The organism is Actinomadura vinacea (assembly GCF_039532545.1).
GTDB classification, from domain to species: Bacteria; Actinomycetota; Actinomycetes; order Streptosporangiales; family Streptosporangiaceae; genus Spirillospora; species Spirillospora vinacea.
Genome location: NZ_BAAARW010000016.1, coordinates 182,913 through 205,315, shown reverse-complemented (window position 1 = coordinate 205,315; position 22,403 = coordinate 182,913). Strand labels below are relative to the sequence as shown.

5 protein-coding genes are annotated in these 22,403 nt (G+C 68.5%); all 5 read left to right on the top strand.

Features of this window, described 5'->3' with window-relative positions:
• Positions 1-4 precede the first annotated feature (4 nt).
• Positions 5-18,565, top strand: a complete 18,561-nt coding sequence (locus tag ABD340_RS22195; protein WP_344591256.1) for a WXG100-like domain-containing protein — start codon at positions 5-7, stop codon at positions 18,563-18,565.
• A 451-nt stretch (positions 18,566-19,016) separates the two neighbouring features.
• On the top strand, positions 19,017-19,706 hold the full coding sequence (locus ABD340_RS22190) for a hypothetical protein (RefSeq protein ID WP_344591255.1): 690 nt from the start codon (positions 19,017-19,019) through the stop codon (positions 19,704-19,706).
• A 48-nt stretch (positions 19,707-19,754) separates the two neighbouring features.
• Positions 19,755-20,576, top strand: a complete 822-nt coding sequence (locus tag ABD340_RS22185) for a hypothetical protein (RefSeq protein ID WP_344591253.1) — start codon at positions 19,755-19,757, stop codon at positions 20,574-20,576.
• Positions 20,573-21,988, top strand: coding sequence for a MinD/ParA family ATP-binding protein (locus tag ABD340_RS22180; protein ID WP_344591251.1), 1,416 nt, complete (start codon positions 20,573-20,575; stop codon positions 21,986-21,988). The genes ABD340_RS22185 and ABD340_RS22180 overlap by 4 nt, the downstream gene beginning before the upstream one ends.
• The gene (locus ABD340_RS22175) at positions 21,985-22,398 is read left to right on the top strand and encodes a hypothetical protein (protein ID WP_344591249.1); all 414 of its coding nucleotides are present in this window, start codon (positions 21,985-21,987) and stop codon (positions 22,396-22,398) included. Before ABD340_RS22180 ends, ABD340_RS22175 begins: the two co-directional genes overlap by 4 nt.
• Positions 22,399-22,403: the final 5 nt, after the last annotated feature.

Genomic DNA, 22,403 nt, shown 5'->3' with positions numbered 1-22,403 from the left:
GGGAATGGAGTTTCCCAGCGAGCTCCGGTGGCTGAAGTACATCGTCGGCTCGGAGTGGCCCGAGGGCGACGAGGACGCGATGCGCCGACTCGCCAGGATGTGGCGCGATGCCGCTGCTCGCCTCCGTGGCCTCCATGAGGAGCTGAACGCGGCGGCCGGCAGGGTCGGATCGACCGGAGAGGGCCCGGCTTTCGACGCCTTCAGGCAGTACTGGGAGCAGTACTCCACAGTGGATCCTCGTGTCATCCCGAGCCTGGCCGAAACGTGCGATCACCTGGCGAAGGTCCTCGAAGACGGCGCTCTCGACATCGAGGCCGCCAAGTACATGTTCTACGCCATGCTGATCATCACGGCGATCGAGGTCATCGCGCTGATCGCCGCCGCCTGGGCGACGTTCGGCGCTTCCATGGCCGGCATTCCGCTGGTGGAGATGACGGCACAGCTCGCCGCCCGCACGATCGCGCAGAAGCTGCTGACCGCGATCCTCCGGCACGCCGCCTCCGGGGCACTCGAGGAAGCCGCCCTCACTGCCCTCATCCAGGGCATTCAAGTTCTCGAAGGCAATAGGAAGGGGCTGGACGGGGGCGAGATCCTCACGGCCGCCAGGGACGGAGCGATCGGCGGCGCCATCTCCGGCGGCCTCAAGGCGGGCTCGGCAAGGGTCCCGGGACTCGGCGACGCGGCGGGCGACGGCCTCGCCGCCACCGTCGGCAAGCACGCTGTTCGCGACGGTGCCGGCGAGGCGATCGCCGGTGTGGCCTCCACGGCCGCCTCGGCCGGGCTCTCGGGGCAGGGGGTGACCTTCGAAGAACTGCTGATGGGGGCGTCCAGCGGCGCGGTCGGCGGCGGCGCCGACGGCGCGAAGGAAGGCTTCAAGCTCCGCACTCCCAACATGTCCGACCTCGGCGACGTCCGCGTCGCCGGGCCTCCCCCGGCCGCTCCCGCAGGCGCCGAGGCTGGTGGCCCAGGCGATCCCGGCGGCGGTGATTCCGGCAGGGGCACCGCACATGCCGGGGGGCCTCCTCCGGGAGCGCAGCCCATCCCCTACGGTCCTGCCGACGTTGCCCCGGGAACCGGAGGCGGTTCTGACACCCTTGCCCCCGTTTCTTCGGAGCCGGACCATGCCCTGGCCAGAGGCGGCGGCGACCTCGACGGCGGCGGAACCGGCGAGGGTAATCGGATCGCGGCCGTGTTGGGTCCCGGAAGCAGCGATGGCGGCGGGCCCGGTGCCGCTCCCCCTCAGGGCGGCGCTGCGGGGGAGCCGAACAAGATCGCGGCGGTATTGGACGGCGGTGGCCGTGGCGGCGGCTCCGAGCTCGCGGCCACCGGTCCCGCCGAAGGAGGCGGTGCCGGGGCCGGTGGTGCGGCTCCGGGCGGTGCTCAGGCCGGCGGTGCCCCCGCTGCCGGGACCGCCGGCCCCGTTCCGGGCGGCGCCCCAATGGGCGGTGTGGCTCCCGGAGGTGCACCGGTGGCCGGTGGCCCCGGGGTCGGCGCACCGAGCACGGGTGGACGCGGCGGCGGGCGTCCGACACCCGCCTCGACGAACAGTGAGACCGGCTCGACCGGGCCATCCTCCAAGACCGACGCGCCGTCGGCTTCGCGAGATCCCAGCGGCGGCCACGATGCGGGCACGCCGCCTCGAACTGAGGAGTCCGTCTCCCAGCCCGCTGCTTCACCCGAGACCGGGCACGCCCAGGCGTCGCCCCTCGGCTCCGACACACACGGCGACGGCGTCCATGCTTCGGACGGCATGCCTGATTCCGGTACCGGCCGTACGTCGTCCAGCGCCGACCAGCGCGCGGGAACGGGCGACACGGCGCCCGGCGCTGCGGACGAGGCCGGACGGGTTGCTTCCGGACCCGCCGATCAGGGCGGGCCGCGGCCCGGGGACCGCCGAGAGACGGAAGGGCAAGAGCAGAACGGCCAGGACGCGCCGCTTACGTCCGGGGTGGCCCCGGCGCAGCCGCTCCCGATGACGGGCCAGGCGGCAGGTCCCGCGGATGGCCGCCGCGCATCCGTGCCCAGGACACCGCAGGCCGCGCCTGGGCGTGCGGCGGATGGTTCTCGCCCTGAACAACAGCCGAGGGCCGTGGCGCGGGGTGGCGCGGGAACGCCCGAGCCCGCCCTTGCCCGTGGCGGTGCTGGGGAGCAGGGCGCCCCTGCTCCCCAGGACCCTTCGGCGGCGGGGTCGCCGGGTGGTGCGGACAGGCCGGAGACCGGGACGCCGGAGGCGTGGTTCGAACAATGGGATGCCCAGGTCGAGGCTCGCCGGGCGGCCTTGCAGGATGCCATCGCCTCGGGCCGCAAGGAGGTGCGGAAGCTCGGCGGCGGAGAGAACTCCAGGGTGACGTTGTTCGAGGGCGGAAATGGCGTCCGGTACGTTGAAAAAACTGTGACCAATGATGAAAACAGGCCGAAGCTCGACGGTGACGAGTACGGCTCGATTACCGCTCAGGCGATCGGCGCCCTCGCGCCAATTGTTATTCGCAAAGACCCTCATACCATATATATGGAATATGTAGACGGGGACGGCGGTCGTGGCCTGGACAAGTCCTTCGAGGCCATGGTGGACGAGGGGTATGGTCAGACCACCGACGGTTGGCTGCTCAATATCCTTGATGTACTGACCGGCAATCCCGACCGCAACATGGACAATCTAAAGGTGGTCCGGCCTGGAACGAGTCACAAAGGGGTCGAACTCGGTCCAGGGATCAACCAGAAAAAGTTGGGTCGGATCTGGGGGCTGGATTTCGGCGAGCTGTTTGTGAGTGGGCTCGAGAGGATGGCAAATCCTCGGGATAACCCCCTTATTCGCGGTCTTGTCGAGGGAATCAAGCGTGACGCAAATAATAAACCGGTTGATTACATCTGGAAAGAGAAGAGCAGTCTGAGTCGGCGCGATGCCGAGTCCATTGAGCGTCGCCTGGCCGGCGTGCAGCAGCAAATCTTTGATCTACCCTTCGCGTCCAGGGAATATGCAAAGATGAAGGCCCGGATGACGGCGATCAAGGAAAATGCTGCCGGCGTCGATTCGATCTTTGTTCAGAAGGCTCAAAGGCTGTCGTTGCGGGACGCGCCCGATACGCTCAGTTGGCGGTTGCGCGAGTATTGGCTTGTCGCCAACCAAGTCGGTACCGAGATCGGAGCCGGGCGGCTCTACCCGGAAGCCCCCCTTCACCTAAGGACCCATGCCAGGGAGGCGCCAGCGAATGCTGGTTCCTTCACGGTGATCGCGGATGGTGAACCTGGTGTGGTGCGCATGGGCTCCCGCCGGATCGACGATCCACAGGATCTGGCGGCTCTCCTCAAGCACGATCGGAATCGCGCGCCCGATCAGGATGTTGTTCTTCTGGTGCCCGGTCTTGGGGATGGGCCGTTCATCGAAGCGGTCGCTGCCGAACTCGGGGTCCGGGTTTCGGCGCCTTCGGGTGATTTCACCATCAAGGCGGATGGTGCGATCGATCCTCCGGGCCTGCGCACCGTTGGTGTGAACACCCACCGTGGGACTGTTCCTGCGCAGCAGAACACCCCCCAGGCCCCGCCGGGCCAGCAGATGCCCCCAGGAGGGCCTGCCGCGGGGCAGATGCGTTTCGTGCAGGGGTGGCAGCAGGGGCAGCCCCCGCCCCCGAGGCCGCAGGGGCCGGCGGTGGATCAGTACGGGCGTCCCATGCCCGGTGGACAGCAGTTCTCGCCTCTGCGTTTTCAGGGCGCTCCGTCCGCTCCCGGACAGCACGGCCATCAGTCGATGCCCGGTCGGCCTCCGGCGCAGCAGGGCATGCCCCAGCGACCGCCGAGGCTTGATGAGACGGTCCTTGGCCGGGCATATCAGCACCTGCCGCCGGAGGTGCAGCGTGCGCTGAACGATTGCATGGCCGGCCGGGGGGCGGGCAGGCAGTCTGGTTACTTCGAGTTGCTGCAGACGAGCAATCCTGGGCTGTGGAGAGCTTTTTACCAGGATCTCGGTGGGAAGCCGAGTTTCCAGTTGTTCGCCGAGCGTTTTGCGCAGTTCCGGCAGAACCCGCACCGGATACCCCGCGTGGCTCCCACGCCGCCACAGGTACCAGGGCAGCCGGGCGGGGTTCCCCCGCGGCCCCCCGGCCCAGCCCGCCCGCATACTCCCGGACAGGCCACTCCCAGTCACGCGCAGCCCCCGCATCCCGGGCCTGGTGAGGGTGGCGCCGGGGGTCCGCTGGCGCGCTTTGGGGACAGCCCGGCCGGTGACGGTGACCTGGGCAGCGTCAATGTCGGGGCGGTGGTGGGTGACCCGCCTCCAGAGGGGCTGCCCGAGAGGCTGCACGATGTGTGGAGCCGAAGTAGGGGGACGGCTGCCGGGCGCGCTTACTTTGGCCAGGGCCATGAAGCCCACCACGACATGGCCCAGCGGGTGGCGCCGGACCCTGACCGGTTCGTTCTTGACGTTCACGGTGATCGGGATGGGTTGTGGATTCGTGATCCTGAGGCATCCGAGGGAAAGCGTCGGCTCAGTATCGAAGATGCCGCCGCTCTGATCGAGAACGATCCGGGCTGGGAGCAGCGTCCCCGTCAGGTCATGCTGTTGTCGTGTGAGACCGGGGCCGGTGATGTCGCCCGGGACCTGTCGCGGCGGTTGGATGTTGCGGTCACGGCGCCGAAGGATCTGGCGTGGTCGGACGTGGACGGGAACGTTTACTCCACCTCAGGCCGCTGGACGGACGGAAGGCTTCATCCCAACCATCCGCCGGACAGCGAGTGGACGACCAGTCAGCCCGATGGCACGGAGACCCCAGCCGGTTCCGGTGGTTACGCGCCGGGGCATCCGCGGCCCAAGACGCAGTTCACACCGGAAGACCAGGCCGGCACCGCTGTACCGCGCCCGCAAACCGACGAGCAACCAGGCACGGATCCCGCAGGCTCGTACGGCGGCGCGCAGAAGCAGGACGGCGGCAGCGAGACGGACCAGCAGCCTTCACGCATTGAGGCGCTCCTCGCAGGATTGGTGGAGCCTCCGGACGCGGACGTCGTTGCGCCTGCGGTCGGCTTGACCCCCCAGCCATCGGATTCGGCGGGTACGGACGCCTTGGTGAGCCAGTGGGCGTTGGCGTCCTTCGCATCAGGGGTGCTGCCGGACCGGCTGCTGTTCGGCGGAGCAGAACGGCAGTACGAGCTGCGTGGCCTGAAGATCGGGTTTGAGTCGGAGCAGGCGTTGCTCAGCGCGGGCAACGGCGTCATACCAGGGGTGCGTCGTCTGCGGCGGCTCTGGGGAAAGATGGAACCGGGTTCGCAAGAATGGAATCTGCTGGATCAGGTGTTGACGGACCCCAATCCAAAGCAGCGGTTGCAAGAAATATCGCGAGCAGCTCGCCTGTGGAAAGATCTGCGCGAGATCACTGGTGATGATTCACCAACGGTGGAGACGGTCGACCAGCATCTCCGCCATCTTGATCGTGAGACCGACCACCTGCTTCCGGAGCCAGAGCGGGTGCATTGGGGGATGCATGCGCTTGATTTCGCGCAGTTGGTCGGGTTGCCGGACGATGTCCGGCTGGGTGACTGGGATCCCAGGTCTCTGGTAGGGACGAGTCGGACGACAGGTAGGCATGTACGGGGGACGCCGTACCCGGAACCGGTTGACGGGGACGGGGTGCCATATGGTTTCCGGCTTCATTTGGATGTGCCTGCGGGGGCGCAGGGGGTACGCGTAGACGGGCGGGTGGTCCTGTCGCGTACCACTCGGTACCAGATCACCGACGTTGTGCTGGCCGGAAGGGACGCCAACGGACGTCCCGTCTACGACGTCTCGGCCACGGTCTTCCCATCTGACATATCCACGCTGCCTGCCCACCTGCGAGAGGTCTGGCGTTGGAGTTCGCCAGTCGCCTCGGGTCGGTCGCTTCGCGAACCGGGCGATCCGTCGAGCAAAGCCGATGAGTCCTACAAGCGGGACCCGAACCTTTATGCCCTCTACGGGCATGGCTTTCCGGACAGGATGGTCGTCGGAGCGCAGGACTTGAGTCCGGAGGATGTCGCCAGCATTATCCGCCAGGATCCCAGGTGGGGTCACCGCACAGTCTTCCTGTACTCCTGCTCCACAGGTAAGGGGGATTTCGCCGCACAGGTGGCGGAACTGGTCCAAGTGCCGGTTATCGCGCCGACCGACATCGCCTGGCTCCAGCGGGACAGCCCGACCTACGCGACACCCAAGCGTTCCGATGAGTATGGCCTAGAACGACCATTGCTGCCGCCGACCGGTGACTGGATGGCCCACATCCCTGGTGGGCGCCGTATTTCGGTGGGATATGAAGGTTATGCTCCTGTGGGTGTGGGGCGGTTCCATGAGCGGGGGGAGTGGGAGCCGCCGCGTCATGACAACCGAGCACCCATCCGAATCGAGTTGGACCCGGGTGCGCGTGTCGCCGACCTCGAGGATCTGGCTCCGAACACGCTTTACCGTGTGGTGGAGGTTCGGAACGATCGGGAGGTTCTTCGTTCCCACGCCTATACAGGTGAGCGGGACGCCGATGGGCGGGCCTGGGTCACGCACGTCGAATTGGGGATCGAGTCCGCGGATCCTGCAAGGGCTGTTGCCGACCCGAACGACAATCCTGATCTGGCTGATCCCAGATTGTACCGTCGGATCGATCTGGGGTTGAGCGAACCCCTCTTCTTCGGACCGGACGTGCCGCGAGAAATGCCATTGTCCGCGCACGATGCCCAGCGCGTCGTTTCCTACGTGGGAGAGGGACTCGCGCTCTACGGGCCTGACGAGGAGGATATGCAGAACGCGGCGGTGGAAGTGCGGCCGGACCAGACCCTTTATACGGTCCATGCACACGGCGATGATCTGGGTGTGCTCGTGAACGGCCGCCCGCTGCGTCCGGCGGACTTGGCGGTGCTGGTAAAGGCCGCCCCAGGATGGGATGGCCGTTATCTGCGGCTGCTCGTGAGGGACTCCGAATCGGGAGTCAGTGAACAGTACGCTGCTGAGGTCGCCCGGCATCTCGGTGTCCGAGTGATCGCTCCAAAGGGGCGCGTGGAAGTCGACGCCAACCGCGACGCGCAGTGTGCCGCTGGCTGGCGCTTGGTAGCTCCGCCCCGCGAGTTGCCCACTGCCCCCGCCCGGACCGAGGTGGGAGTGCATCCTCTGGACGGAGCAGGCAAGCCCCGCTTCGGGCCGGAGGCAGGCGGAGAGGCGAGTCGAACGGACGGGAGTGCCGCCGAGCCTGAAGTGGGGCAGCGCACGCCGTCGCCGCAGGTTCGACCGGCGCCTGGACCAGTGCCGCCTGGAGTTGGCGACGGGCGTCCGGCTGCTCCGGGACAGGTCAGTTCCGATCGTGCGCGGCCTCCGCACCCCGGGCCTGGGCCGGCCGGCCCAGAGGCTCCTCTGGCGCGCTATGAAGACAGCCCGGCTGGTGACGGTGACCTGGGCGCCGTGGATGTTGGCGCGGTGGCGGGCGATCCGCCTCCAGAGGGGCTGCCCGAGAGACTGCATGATGTGTGGAGCCGGAGCAGGAGGACGGCTGCCGGGCGCGCTTACTATGGCCCGGGTCATGAGGCCTTCCACGACATGGCCCAGCGGGTGCCGCCCGACCCGAACCGGTTCACTATCGATATTCACGGTGACCGGGACGGGCTGTGGATCCGTGATCCGGAGAAGCTCGACGAAAAGCATCGGCTCAGCGTCGATGACGCGCGGGCACTGATTGAGAATGATCCGGACTGGAAGCAGGCCCCCCGCCAGGTCATGCTGCTGTCGTGTGAGACCGGGGCCGGTGATTTCGTCCAGCGGCTTTCCGACCGGCTGGGTGTCCCGGTCAAGGCGCCGACGCAACTGGCGTGGTCGGATCGGGACGGCCAGGTCTACTCCACCACCGGGACCGAAGAGAACGGCAGGCTGCGGCCCGACGACCCGCCGAACGGGGCCTGGGTCACGGCGTACCCCGGTGGCACCCCCGAAACAACCGAACACGGCGCCTTCGTCCCCAGGCCCCCGGATATCGAGCTTCCGCCGGAGCATCGGGCCGATCCCGATATTCCGCATCAGCAGGCGGACTGGGCGCCCCCGCGCCTGGCCGATCCGCAACCTTTGCGGATCACTCTGGAGCCGGACGAGCGCATCGCCGACCACCCGGGTCTGAAGCCCAACCGGATCTATTACGTCTACCGGGCGGGCGTTACGGGTGCGAACGTGCTGCAGACGATCGCCTACACCGACGGGGTGGACGGCGAGGACCACGGGCGCGTCACGCATGTGACCACTCCGCCGCCCGCTCTGAGCGAGCCGACCGCTTACGGCCAGGACCAGGTTGCCGGGGCGACGCCCCTCCCCGGCGGCAACCCCGACTTCCGCACTCCGGCGCCTGGTGTCGTCCACCGGATCGACCTGGGTGTCGGCGAGCCGTGGCTGTTCGAGGGGGACCCTGAGGACGGCGGCCGGTCCGCGTCCGCCGTCGGGTTCGACCCCCCGGCTCTCCCTGACCACCGAGTGGACGGGTTCGACGTCGGCGAAGGACCGTACTCTCTGCGGCCGGACCTGCCCGGAAGCAGCAGGATCAGGGTCTATGACCACCAGGGCGAGCTGCACGGTGTCTTCTGGACGAACGAGCACGGGGAAGTCACCCACGTCCGCACCTGGTACGGGAACAAAGCGAACGGGTTCAACCCGGATCTCGGCGCCGAGATGGCGGAAATCCTTCGGCACCGGGACCGGAAGCCCCCCTGCAAGAACGCCTACTACATGGTCGAGCCTCGCGAGAGGTTCACCGGCCTTTCCTCGTCCGACCTTGACCCGCCCGCCCGGCTGCGCACCGGCGACATGCGTTTGGACGGGCCGGACGGGCAGCGGGATCTGCGCGGCGTTTTCCTTTACCAGACCGGTAGCGGCGGCGAGACGGTCGCGGCCACCGGCCAGCCCCACTTCGGGGCGGGAAAATCCCAGCGGAACAGGAACACGCAGGCGTTGGTCGGCTGGGTGGGGGAAGTCGAATACCCTGACCAGCGGGTCGACTACCCGCTGTTCAACGGCGGGCACATCTTTGCGCACGAGGGCCGCGGTCCCGGCGAACTCATCAATTACTTCCCGCAGGACGAGGGCGAGAATCAGGGCGGGGGCCGACGCCGCGCGATCTACGACCTTACCTGGCGGGCGATGGAGAGGCACTTGGCCTCGCGACGGGCGCACGGTGTCCGGGTCGAGCGTTTCGAGGTCTTCCTCGAGCCCAATGCTCCGAAACTGACCCCCCAGGTCGTGCACGCGCGCTGGACGCAGATCGACGAAGGCCATGACCCGCCGGAGGTCGCCTCCCACTACCGCAGCTTCCATAACCTGACCGAGCAGTTGCGGATCCTGCACGGGATCACCACTTCTGACCCGCAAACCACCCCAGAGATCAATCTAGAAGCCCAACCGATGGCCCGTCCCGTTGGGCGCGGGGAAAATGGCAACCTTCCCCCGGGTATGCCCGAGTATGGCGCGGCTTTCGAGGACGTGCTCCGGAGCTTCCCGCCGGATGTGCAGCAGGCGTTGGCCGTTGTCGCGTCAGGGCGCGAGGAGGCCAGCGCTGCCGAGACGCACGTCCGGCAATACCTGAGCCGGCTGGAGGACGGATATGAGGCGTCTCTCAGGCTGGCCTACTTGAATGGGGGCACCTGGTCGACGCCGGACGAGATGCGCCGCAGCCTGGGTGCGGACCCCGAACTCGTCCAGCAGGCGGAACGAGCCGCGCAGTTGTGGCACTTCCTGAGCCGCGAACTGGGAGAGCCGACTGCGGAGGCGCTCGCCGCCCGAATCGAGCGGTTCGACTCGTCTGCTGATGATTCGTCTGCCGAGCCGGGTGCGGAGCAGGCTGAACCGGGTGCGTCGAGTGGGCGGATTGCGGCATTGATGGAAGGTGCCGCCCCGCCTGCGCATGCGGAGGGTGCTGGCCTGTCTGCCGACTCTGGTCGGGCTGATGGCACCTTCTGGCTGCATGCCTTCTCTGGTTCTTTGACTGATCCGGGTGATGGTGGGCCAGAGGGTCCGGAGGGGGATGCAGCGTCCGCTGGGGCGAGCGCGCCACGCGAGGCGGGTAACGCGGCTGCGGGTGCCGGTGACAGCGGTCCTGGGGACACCAATGGCAGAGGCACCCATGAGGGCGCAGAGGACGGCCGGCCGCACGACGTCCGGGATGGGAACGGCCGGGGGTCCACGGCGCATGGGGCTGACGATGATGTCGCCTCCCCAGCGGGCGAAATCGACCCCTCGGAGGAGGCGTGGCGGCACAGCGCTGAGACGGCGGCCGGTCGGGTGTTCTCCGCCTGGGGGCTGCCGTCTGAGCCATATGTGGCGCAACGGATGCAGCACGATCCGCAGCGATTCGTCCTGGACGGAGTCGGTGATGGCGACGAGCTGCTGGTGGGAGGACGCTGGCTGAACGCGACCGAGGTCGCGGAACTGATCCTGCGTGATCCGAACTGGGCCGGCCGCGATTTGCTCTTGCTGGTCAACGATTCCGGCCGTGGACGGTTGGCATTGGAGATCGCCCGGCAGTTGGGGGCCCGGGTCATCGCACCCACCGGGGCGGTTGAACTCGATCCTTCAGGACGGCCCATTCCCGCCGGTTGGATCGCAGTTGATCAGTACGGGAGGGTCGATCCGGAGCCGTTCCTACCCGCCCACCTGCACGACGTCTACTACCAGATCAGCCTGCGCACCCAGGCCGGCCGGGTGATCTTCATGCCGGACGAGACCTGGATGGACGGTACTCGGGTGCTTGATTGCGCGCGGGCCGTCCCGCCCGACCCGGACCGCTTCTACCTGGAAGTGCATGGCTTCCCCACCCGAGCGGAAGTCGGCGGGCGTGTGCTCAGCGCCGCCGACGTCGCCGCCGTCATTCGCCACGATCCGGAATGGAGGGCCCGCCCGGTCTTCCTGGTCTCCTGCAGCACCGGTGCCGATCCGGAGGGCGGGATCCGCCCGTTTGCCGCGGAACTGGCCGAGCTGCTGGGCGTCCCGGTCACCGCGCCGGACCGGATCGTCTGGGTTACCCTGTTCGGCCAAGTCTTCGCCGCGTCCATGCGCAAGCGTTGCTTCAGGAGGCCGGTCCCTCAGTGGCCGCCGGACGGAGCCTGGACCACGTTCCACCCAAACGGTGACCGTAGCAGCGGAAGCCACGACGCGTTTGCGCCCGGCCATTCGTTCCCGGAGCAGCCGCTTCCGCTTTCGGCGGGGGACAATGGAGCCCTGGCCCGTTCCGCTGGGGACGCCGGCGACGGAACGGCTCCGCGCAACGACAATTCCGCCAATGTCAGCCGCGGGAATTCGCCCCAGGACGCCGGTTCTTCTCAGGGGAGCGGAGACGGCCGGATCGAGCGTGCCCCGCTGGGCGACCATGCGGCCGGCAGGGAGGGTTTTGCTTCTGGCGGTCAGGGTCTGCGGTCCGCCCTGCCGGAACCGCACGCGGCGGATCCCGGTCTGCCGCATCAGCAGACGGACTGGAATCCGCCGGTTGTCGATGATCGGATCGAACGGATCGACCTGGAGCCGGGCCGGCGGATCGTTGATCGCACGGATCTGAAGGCGGGCCGGGTTTACTTCGGCTACCGGCAGGATGAATCGGGCGCGAGTGTGCTGCGTACGATCGCCTACACCCAGGACACGGATCCCGCGCGCAAGAACGACCAGGACGCCGGTGTATCCGACCCGGGTGAGACCGGTGTGGGGCAAGACGGTGTGCGTCACAGCGGCGCGAGCGATGGCCCCCGTGGATGGGTCACGCATGTCATCACCCTGCCCTCCGAACCCGACGCGGAAAGGCCGCCATATCCCGACGTCGTCTACCGGATCCAAACGGTCGTCGGCGCGCCGCATCTGTACAAGGGCATTTCCTTGTACGACCACGGCATTCCCCCTGCAGTCCATTTCAATCCGCCTCATCTCCAGGAGTGTGCGGAACAATACGATGTCTTTAACGCCGAGGTGCCGTACACTGCGCGAACGGACTTGCCGGCGAACCGCAAGATCATGGTTTTTTCCAAAGAAGGCACCAGGAAGAAGGGATTGCCGCACTGCATCGTCTGGACAAAAGAAAACGGCGATGTCACGCACGTCTACACCTGGCATGACGGGCGGCACCCTAATCCAGATCTCGGTAACGAACCGGTGCGGGGCGTCAAGGGCAGGACGCCCAGGCCGGAAGTGCAATATCGGATCGTCGACCGGACGGAGTTTTACCAGCGCAACCTGAACCGGGATCCTGCCTATGAATGGGAGTTCACGTACAAGACCGGTATTAATGGTACGGTGACGGCGGCCCATGGCTTGACCCCCGCACACGGGCCGACCGTCGGCAAGGTCAAGAATCAGGAGCCGCTCTCCGGCCCCTACGCTCTCCCCGTCGGCGAGGCCAAGAACCAAGAGCCGCTCTCCGGTTACGGGCAGCAAATCTTCCCGTCCGGCCCGAAGCAGGCCATCAACCACTTCGCCGAGGAGTGGGGCCTGAACCACGGCGATGACGGGCTGAGCGATGAGCAGTCCAACCCGACCTGGCGGGCGATGGAGCGGCACCTGGATGAGCTTTACCGTCGTGCCGACATTAAAGTTTTCAATATCGACTTCTTTGCTGAGCACAGTGATACGCAGGTGTCCCCGCCGGTTGTGCACGTTCGCTGGACGCAGATCGAGTCCCAGAACGGCTCGTTGCGGTGGTCCGTGCATTTCCGCAGCTTCTATAACCTGGACGAAGATCAGCGTTTTCAGCGCGGCCTCTACGTGCCGGGCATGGAGCCCGGTGAGCAGCCGGGCCAGGCGTCCTCGCCGGATCGCGACTCTGACGGAGACGGCCCGGGGGTGCGGCGGCAACTCGAGGAGCTGCTGGCTCGGCTGGTGGCTGCTCCAGCGGGGCCGGGTGGGGAGGCCGCGCAGGGTGACGGTCGGACGAGTGCGGGCCTCGCGCCGCGGATGCAGGTCCTGCTGGAGAAACTTGCGGTTGATCCGGAACTGGAACATTTCCTGCTTGGCCAGCCAGTGCGGGATTTCCTGGAAGATTTGCAGTTTGAGCAGTCCCTGCTGCGGCGTTTGACCGAGTTGCGCGCGCAGGTTTTGAAGGACAAGGCTGAGCTGGAGTTCGACGATCTGCGCATCCTGTCGGAGCTGGACGATCTCTCGCCGGTCCAAAGGTTTGTGCTGGACAGTGTGAAGGCCGATCCGGCTCTGGACCGGGAGCAGCGGTACGAGCGTTATCAGGAGCTGCTGGCGAACGGCCGGCTCGCGGACCAGGTGGAGGCCGTCACCAACGGGCTGTGGGGGTTCGAGCCCGTGTTCGGCGAGCTGCGCAAGTTGCTGCGGCAGCCGCTTGAGGAGCCGGTGTCGGTGGTGCTGGATCTGGGCGGCCGGCGGCCGGCCGATGGTGGGGCGCTGGGGGATGGGGATCCGCGTCGTCGGCTCGGGACGACCCGGACCGTGACTGGGATCGTGTCGGCGGTCCGGGATGAGGGGCCATCGGCTGAGGGCGACCGGCTCGTGGCGACCGAAGGTGTGTGGTCGGGGGGCAGGCTGTTCATGGACGGCCCCCAAATCAAGATCACCGGTGTCGCGGAGGTGGACGCGGATGCCGCCGGCGGGTCCGGTTACGAGTACGCGTCCACGCAGGTCCCGACGGCCGGCCATGAGCTCTTGCGATGCTGGCCGGACCTGCTGCTGCGCCTGGAACCGGGGCACCTGGACTTGGCTCTGGGACCGGTGGAGCGTATCGCCGACCGGACGGATCTCGAGAAGAATCGGGTTTACCAGGTGTACGAACAGGGCCGCCAGGCTCCTGATAACCCGAACGTAATGCGTGCGGTCGCTTGTACCGATGCGGCGGGTCGAGTCACGCATATCGTCTTCCCGATGGATGAGTCGGGTACCGGGTTTGCTTTCAATTTTGCGGACAACGCCGATCTCACCCGCCCGGTGCCCGGTATCATCTACGCGTTCAAGGAGCACCGGTACAAGGGTGAAGCTCTGGCCGGTAACGGTCCGCTCTCGCCGGCTGATTTCGCCCCGGGCGGCGCGGTTGCCAGGGCCGCATCGAGCGGTACGCCGACCGAGCCGACCGAAGATCGCGACTCCGCCGACGGTTCCGCCCCGATTGTTCCGCCGGTCGCCGCGCAAGACCCGCAGGCCGTGCCCGACTCGGGCCCTGTGGATGGGGCACGGTCCGTTGATTCGGCCAGTGGCGACGTGTTCGTTTCTGATGGCCAGAGTCTGCGGTTCGTCCTGCCGGAATCGCACGCGGCGGATCCCGGTTTTCCGCATCAGCTGACGGACTGGAATCCGCCGGAGGATGTCGATGATCGGCCCGTACGGATCGACCTGGGGCCGGATGAGCGGATCGTTGATCGCAAGGACCTGGAGCCGGGTCGGGTTTACCTCGGCTACCGGCTGGACGATTCGGGCGCGAGTGTGCTGCGAACGATCGCCTACACCCAGGGCACGGACCCCAGGCGCAAGGACGACCAGGGCGCCGGTGTTTCCGGCGCGGATGTGAGCGAGCCGGGTCGAGGCGGTCCCCGTCCCGGCGGCGAGGGTGCTGGGCGCCGGGGATGGGTCACGCATGTCATCAGCGTGCCCTCCGAAGCCGACGCCGAGAGGCCGCAGCCTCACATCGTCTACCGGATCGAAACGGGCATCGGCGCGCCGCATCTGTACAAGGCCGATTACTCCGACGTCAGGATCCCGCGCGCGGTCGATTTCGATCCTCCGCTTGGCCTCAAGCCTCTTAAGAGAAAATACGACGTCTTCAGCGCCAACGTGCCGTACACCGCGCGAACGGACTTGCCGGCGAACAGTCGGATCGCGGTCTTCAACAACGAAAAGGGCGTCAGTATCCGGAAGGGGGATCTGCACTGCATCGTCTGGACGAATGAAAACGGCGATGTCACGCATGTCTACACCTGGCAGAAGAGACGCATCTTTAATGTGAGCCTTAACCCGGATCTCGGTCCGGGCGGGCCCGCCGGGGACCGAACGCCCAGGCCGGAAGTGCATTATCTGGTCGACGATCAGCAGAAATTCAGCATGCGTGCGGCCCAGGGCTCGCTGCAACTTGCGATCAACTACGATAAGCGGTTTGCGTACAAGACCGGTATTGGTGGTATGACAAAGGCGGCCACCGGCCACTTCGTCTCCCCAGAGCGCCTCATCGAAGGGGACGAGAATCCGTGGCGGTTCTCCCCTAGCGGGCGAATCTTCCCGTTCGGCCCAGAGGAGGCCATCAACCGCTTCACCGAGGAGCGGGGCCTGAACCAGGCCGATGACGGCCTGGGCGATGAAGGGTCCAGCCCGACCTGGCGGGCGATGGAGCGGCACCTGGCCGACCTTGCCCGTGACGGCATCGAAATCGTGCGCCTCGACTTCTTTGCTGAGGACAGTGATACGCAGTTGTCCCCGCCGGTCGTGCACGTCCGCTGGGCACAGAACGACCCCCGGGACAAGTCGCAGGAGCTCACCGCGCATTTCCGCAGCTTCCGCAACCTGGACTATGAGCAGCGGGTCAAGCTCGGGCTCTACGAGTCAGGTCAGGAACGCGGTGAACAGCAGGACCAGGCGTCCTCGACATCGCCGGGCCGGGATCGCGACTCTGACGGAGACGGTCCGGGGGTGCGGCAGCGGGTCGAGGATCTGCTGGGCCGGCTGGTGGCCGCTCCAGCGGAGCCGGGCGGGGAGGCCGCGCAGGGTGACGGTCGGACGAGTGCGGGCCTCACGCCACGGATGCAGGTCCTGCTTGAGGAACTGGGGGCTGATCCGCAGCTGGAACAGTTGCTGCTTTATGACGAGCGAGTGCGGGATCAGCTGATGGATTGGCGGTCCGAGCAGAGCCTGCTACGGCGTTTGACCGAGTTGCGCGCGCAGGTTCTGAAGGACGCCGGCGAGCTGGAGTTCGACGATCTGCTCAAGCTGTCGGAGCGGGACGGTCTCTCGCCGGTCCAAAGGTTTGTGCTGGGCAGTGTGAAGGCCGATCCGGCTCTAAGTCGGGAGGAGCGGTACAAGCGGTATCAGGAGCTGCTGGCGAACAGCCGGTTCGCGGACCAGGTGGAGGCCGTCACCAACGGGCTATGGGGGTTCGACTCGCTGCTCGACGACCTGCGTAAGGTGTTGCGGCAGCCGCTTGAGGAGCCGGTGTCGGTCGTGCTGGACCTCGCACGTCCTGTGTGGCCGGCCGATGGTGCACCGCCAGGAGACCGGGATCCGCGTCTCCTGCTCGGGACGACCCAGAGCGTGGGTGGAATCGTGCCGGCCGCACGGTATGAGGGCCGATCTGCTGGGGGTGATCGGACGCGGTCTGGCTTTTGGCTGAGGCTGGAGGCGTCCGCAGGTGTGTGGTCGGGGGGCAAGCTTTTCACGAGCGACCCCGAAGGCGAGGTCACCGGTGTCGCGGAGGTGACCGCGGATGCCACCGGCGAGTCCGGTTACGAGCTCGCGTCCACCCAGATTCCGACTCCCGGGCATGAGCTGTTCCGACACTGGCCGGAATTGCTGCTTCGCCTGGGGCTGCTGTATCGGGAGTTGACTCTGGGACCGGCGGAGCGTATCGCCGTCCGGACGGATCTCCGGGAAAATCAGATTTACCAGGTATATCAGCGGAGGGGTTTGCATGTAGTGCGTGCGGTCGCTTGTACCGATGAGGTGGGTCGAGTCACGCATATCGTCTTCCCGATGGATGAGTCGGGTACCGGGTTTGCTTTCAATTTTGCGGACAACGCTGATCTCACCCGCCCGGTGCCCGGTATCATTTACGCGTTCAAGGATTACCGGTACAAGGGTGAAGCTCTGGCCGATCTCGGGCCGCTCTCGCCGGCTGATTTCGCCCCGGGCGGCGCGGTTGCCAGGGGTGCGTCGAGCGGTACGCCGACCGACCCACCCGAAGATCCGCGCCCTGGTGATCGCGACTCCACCGAGAGTCCCACCCCGTTCGAGGGTGGCGGCCAGAGGGGTGCGTCGGGCGCGAACGATGCCGAGCCTCCGATGCCGGGCAAGGAATACCGGGCGCAGTTCTGCAAACGCTGCAGTAAACGTCTTTCGGAGCGGGCCTTCCCATGCGAGTTCGGTTCCGCCTGCCCTTACGAGAGCAAAAGCAACGACGGCGTTTCCCGCGACGGCCGGGACAGTGACGGCACCGGTGACGATGGTCCGTACGGCGTCGTGCCGGAGGGGACGCAGGGGGCGGACGGTGGCGCCTCTACCTGGTACGGCTGGTATGCGGAGCCTTCGTCCGGCGCGGGGTCCGGGGCTTCGGGTGACTTCGGAGGGACGCCGGGTAGTGGTGCGCCGGAGTCCGGTCCGCGTCCGGTTGCCCGGGAACAGTGCGACGGCGGGCAGGACGGCGTTCGGCCAGGGCAGGGGGAGGGCCATCCAGGTGAGGCGGTCACGGGTGCGGAGCCCGCGGACGGGGAAGCGCGTCCGGATGGTGCCGCCCCCCGCGATGGCGCGAACCCGTCCGGGGCAGCCGAGCCCGGTGAAGGACAGAGTGACGGCCAGGGTGGCACCGTCCTCGCCTCGGCCGGTTCCGGTGGGAGCGGCGACGAGCAACCGGGCACAACAGAGGCGCCGGACGGCGGTGTGATGCCCTTCCACCCGCTTCCCAGCGGCCTCCCCGCTCCGGCCGGACGGAGCGGCGGCGGTCGGCCGCCCGCCGGGCGCCGGGGGAACGCCCCTCCGGAATGGCTGGACGGCGGGGCGCGGCCGGGGCTGTCCGCCGATACGTTCGACGGCCGCGTCCAGGGCGCGGGCACGGGAGGCGACGGAGCCGAGCCCGGCGGGACGTTCCGTGAGGTGCCGGAGGCCCTGCACGAGGTCGCCCGGCGGTACGCGGCCCAGCCGATGCCCGAGTCGTTCTTCAGCGCCGGGACGCCGGACACGGCGCACCACATCGACCGGCTGGCGCGGTCGCGGCGTGCGGCGATGCGGCTGGCGGACCTGAACGGGGGCCGGATGCCGGCCTCCAGGAGGGAACTGCTGAGGATCCAGCAGCGTACCGATCTGCCCCGTGACCGGCGTGGCCTGGTGGACGGGATGCTGTCGGCCCCGGCGCGTTCCCTGCGCGGCCTGCTCGACCAGTTGTGGAGGGACCACCTGGAGTGGGAGCGGCTGCGCGGCTACCTGGGCGAGGAGCCATCCGCCGAGGCGTTCCGGCGCCATGTCGCCGCGCTGGACCGGGCGCTGGACCGGCCCTTGCCGGAGGCGGCACGGGGCATGCTCGAGTTCTCGGATGTGTCGTCGCTGGTCGCCGGGGACGGCAGCCGGCTGGGCACGCGGGACGCCGTGGCGCACCTGACCGGTACCGTCCAGACCGCCGGCGCGCCACTCGTGGCCGTGCCGCTCCCGGGCCCGCACGGTTCGGATGAGCCCGCCGCCGTGGGCCGGGTACCGGGTTCCCGGCTCACCCTGGCGCTGCCGAAGGGCGCGCGAGGCCTGTGGGTGGACGAGGGCGGCCGGCCGAAGCTGATCCTGGCCGGGGGCACGCAGTACCAGATCACGCGGGTCGTCCCGGCCGGGGACGCGCGGGTCCGGCTGCGCGATGGGCGCTACTGCATCGACGCGGTGGTCGTCCCGCCGGGGCTGCCGTCATGAGCGCCGGTACCGCCCCGCCGCCGCCCGGCTACGAGCGCTGGACCCGGGAGCCGGTGATCTACTTCGAGGTGCTGCGCGGCGGCCGCGCGGGAGCATCCGGAGTGCGGCGGCGTCCCCGCGGACCAGCCGGAGCGGGCGGCCCCCAGCCTGGCCGCACTGTACGAGCTGACCGAGCCCGGCGTCCCCGCGCCGCAGGGGCCGCTGGTCCAGGACGGCAGGTTCCCGGACGGGACGCCGCTGGACCGCGTGCAGGACGCGGTGCCGTCCACCTACCCGGCGGAGCCCACCGGTCCTGTCCGGTACGTCACCGCCGCCAGGCGGAATCGTTCGACCCCGGGGAGATCCTCGCGTACGAGCACCATGACCAGCGTTTTGTCTATTCTGGGGGTCGCCTGAATACCGGCGGGGAAGCGTCGACCGTGCCAAGGAGCCGGTCTACCATCGCTACCGCGTGGAGAAGCCGCTGGTCGGCAGCCCGGTCCGGATGGCCCCGCTTCCGGCGTTCAGCGGCGATGAAGAGGCCGGGCGCGCTCGTACCGACCAGGGGCAGGGGTATTTCCTGGGCGCGGAGATCGGCGAGCTGGTCCGTTCGGGCGCGCTACGTGAGATCACCGGGCCGGGCGGGGAGCGGGCCCGGCCGTACAGACCCCGGATCACCGTGCGAAGGAGAACCGACCTGGTGGCCCCGCAAGCTTCCGTTGAGCAGCGTCCCCGGCCCTACGACGAGGAGCGCTATGACGAGCTCGTGCAGCGGCTCGGCCGGATTCTGATGCAGATCTCGCCGGAGGGGTGGGAGCGGATCGACCTCCAGGTCCGGATGGTCGCGTCGGTGTCCGAGGGCGCTCTGACCGTGGTGATGGCCGACGGCGTCCACGCCGAGGTGGAGCCGGTCCGCGATTTCAGTGAGATCGCCGCGGAGCTGCGGTCGATGTTGTACCGGCCGGACCGGGGTACCTGGTTCGGGATGCGGTTCACGATGAGCCCGCCGAGCGAGTACTGGGTGAGCTTCAACGACCGGTTCGACCCGGAGTGGTCGCCGCCGCTCCCGGCCGAGGCCTGGCGGCACGACCTGAGCGTCTTTCCCCGGGCCGACGAGCACATCCCAGCATGGCTGCGGGACAGGATCGCGGAGGACGGCTAGCGGGCCGGTGGCTTCGCGACGTCTGATCAAGGATTGGGAACGAGGACTGTGACGAACGAACCCCGGCCGATGGGGCCGGTCGAGCAGAACGAAGTGCTCCAGGAGATGACCCTGCTGCTGAGCCACGCCCTTCCCGCGGACTGGGAAGAAGCCGTCGTCGCCTACCGCGCGCTCGGCTCCTACACCGAGATGTACGGGCAGATCCAGCACAAGGGCAAGAAGCTGCCCAGCCCGTACCAGCCGCCCGCGGAGCTGACGGGGTTGTTCGCGCGGCTGCGCGAGGGCATGTACCGGCCCGGGTTCGGTACCTGGCTCACCGCCACGCTCAGGCTGACCTTCCCCGCCACCTACAACGTCCGGTACGACGGTGACAGCGAGCCGAGCTGGGTGAGGCGGCCGCCGGACGGGGCCGGGGAGGAGGAGCTCCAGAGGTTCCCCCGCGACCCGCAGCATGTCCCGGAGTGGCTGGGCGGCCGGCCGGCGGACGGGTCGGCGATCCCCGTCGCCAAGCCCTACGACGATTCCGAGCCCGACGGCACCCCGATCTTCCAGCGGCCCGAGGTCCCGGCCGAGGACCGGGACGCGCTCCTCGCCTACCTGGAGAAGGCGCCGATCATCCTGATGGCGCACAGCCTCAGCGAGGACATGATGGACCCCGAGCGTCCCTCCCGGGTCCCCATGACCTACCACACCGACGGCGTCTGGATCTGGCCTGGGGCGGTCGGCTACTACCTGCGTGAGCATGGCCTTCCCCCGGAATCCGAGCTGGTGGCCCACATCCGCGGCAACGGCTTCGAGCTGCCCGACACCCCGGACCACGTCCTGTCCGCCACCCTCAAGCACCTTTACAGCTCGTTCTCCAACGGATGAGGCCGCCCGACCAGAGTTGGCAGAGCGCCGTGCTGAGCGAACTCGGCATGTTCCAGACCGGGCTGGTCGTCCCCCGTGGTTCCGCTGTCAGCGGCCCGGTGGACGACGGTTCGGGGATGGCGCCGATCCATGACGCCCCGCCACACCAGATGGCCACCTCCCGGCAGCCGCCGCTGGAATCCACTCACCCGGCGGGACCGGAGGAGCCGCTGGTGCCGGTCGCACCGCAGCAGTCGGCCCGCCCGGCAACGGAGTCCGGGCAGGCTCCCGCCTTTCCCGTACAGCCCCCTGCTCCGCCGTCGCAGTGGCCCGTCGACCCCGTGCCGGCATCGGATGTCCCGAGCCCCCCGGAGCCCGGTGCGTTCGAGATCCCGCTGGTCGGTTTCCCGGCGGAACTGCTCGACGATCCCGCGCCCCTCGGGCCCGATCCGTCCGCTGGGCACCAGCCCCGGCAGGCGCGGCCACCCGAGACCGGCGCGCCCGCCAGTCCCTCCGCCGGTCCCCCGCGGCTGGAGGCCGCGGACCTGGTCGCCAGGAACCGGCACGGCGATCCCATGGCGCGGCGCGTCGGGCGCGGGATAAGGCACGTCGTCGGCGCCGGCGCGCAGGATCTCCGGCTGCAGGGCGAGGCGGCCGACCTGCTCGGCCGCCGGGTGCCCGGCCATCGGCAGATCGCCGTGGTGAGCGTGCGCGGCGGCGCGGGCAAGACGACCATGGCGGCGCTGCTGGCCACCGCCCTGGCACGGCACCGCGCCGACCGGGTGCTGGCGGTCGACGCCGACGCCGATCTGGGCTCACTGCCGCTGCGGCTCGGGGTGCGCTCGGAGCACTGCCTGTTCGACCTTGCGGAGCGGCGGCCGGAGGGCTTCGAGGAGGCGGCGCGGTATCTGGCGCGCACCGAGGACGGCGTGTGGGTGCTGCCCGCCACCCGCGGCGGCCGCATCGCCGGCGAGTTCACGCTGGAGACTTTCCAGGCCGCGCTCGGGTCGGTCAACCGCTACTTCGCGGCGGCCGTCGTCGACTGCGGCGCCGGCATCCTCACCGAGTTGCACGGCGGCATCCTCGCCACCACGCACTCCCAGGTGCTGGTCACTTCCGCCACGGTGGACGGAGCGCTGAGCGCCCAGGGCGCGCTGGAGTGGTTCACCAACAGCGGGCAGGGCGCGCTGCTGGCCCGCACGGTGATCGCGATGGTGTCGCACGCCCCGCACGCCGACGCTGACATCGACCGTGCGGTGCGGATGCTGAAGGAGGGCGGCATGCATGTCGTGCTGGTCCCCTACGACCGGCATCTGGCGATGGGCGGCACCCTCGAGCCGGACAAGCTGGGCGGCGGGACCAAGAGTGCGATCACCAAGGTGGCCGCCGACGTGTTCGCTCGCGCCCTCGGCCTGCCGGGGGTGGAGGGGTGAGCGTGGATCTGGCGGCGCTGGTGCGCCGCGAACCGGACGTCTACGCGGTGGCCGACGGCCTGGTCGCGATGGGCGAGCCGGTGGAGCTGGCCAGTGGCGATTTCAAGGCCGTGCGGGTGCACGACGCGGAGGGCCGGGTACTGGTGTCCATCGAGGACCCGGTCCTGGTGGAGGCGCCAGGGGAAGTGGCGCGGTTGCTCGGTGCGGAGGCCGCCCAGCGGTTCACGGCGCCGGCGTGGTGGGTGGACGTCCGTGCCGCCGCCGACGTGCCGGACGCGGCGCGGGTGGCGCGCAGGTTCGCCGAGGCCCTGGTGCGGTGGGCGGGCGGCACGATCTGGCCCGACCTGCCTGAGGAGCCGCCGCCGCGGAGCTGGAAGACCACCGGAGCCCCCACCGCCCCCGAAGGCTAGGCGAA

Bases quoted from the DNA above. Each gene is read 5' to 3' on its own strand.
- ABD340_RS22195 (WP_344591256.1), top strand. From the start codon at position 5: ATGGAGTTTCCCAGCGAGCTCCGGTGGCTGAAGTACATCGTCGGCTCG.
- ABD340_RS22180 (WP_344591251.1), top strand. From the start codon at position 20,573: ATGAGGCCGCCCGACCAGAGTTGGCAGAGCGCCGTGCTGAGCGAACTC.